This is a genomic window from Alkalicoccobacillus porphyridii, from assembly GCF_007293315.1.
GTDB lineage: Bacteria > Bacillota > Bacilli > Bacillales > Bacillaceae_D > Alkalicoccobacillus > Alkalicoccobacillus porphyridii.
This window is the reverse complement of the sequence record NZ_VLXZ01000431.1, coordinates 1-233: the sequence shown is the minus strand read 5'-3', so window position 1 is coordinate 233 and position 233 is coordinate 1. Positions and strand designations below refer to the sequence as shown.

The window sequence follows — 233 nt, the reverse complement described above, 5'->3', positions numbered from 1 at the left end:
ATCTCGAATGGCGAATCGATGAATCAGCGTCACGCGCTGGTTTTCGCTTAACGCTGATTCATCGATTCGGCATTCGAGATGGCTGACAATACCGCGCCCTTCCAGCTCCATTTTCCGCATCAGTGAGCGGATGGCCTGCTCCAGGGTGAGATCATCCAACTGGCGCGGACGTAACCGACCCAACAAACGGCGCACCGCGTCGTAAACGCCCAGCGATAGTTGTTCGATGAGCT

General features: G+C 55.8%; 1 protein-coding gene. It reads right to left on the bottom strand.

Annotated elements, in window-relative coordinates:
• The coding region (locus tag FN960_RS24830; RefSeq protein ID WP_221936883.1) for a hypothetical protein at nucleotides 1-233 on the bottom strand (233 nt) is incomplete at both ends.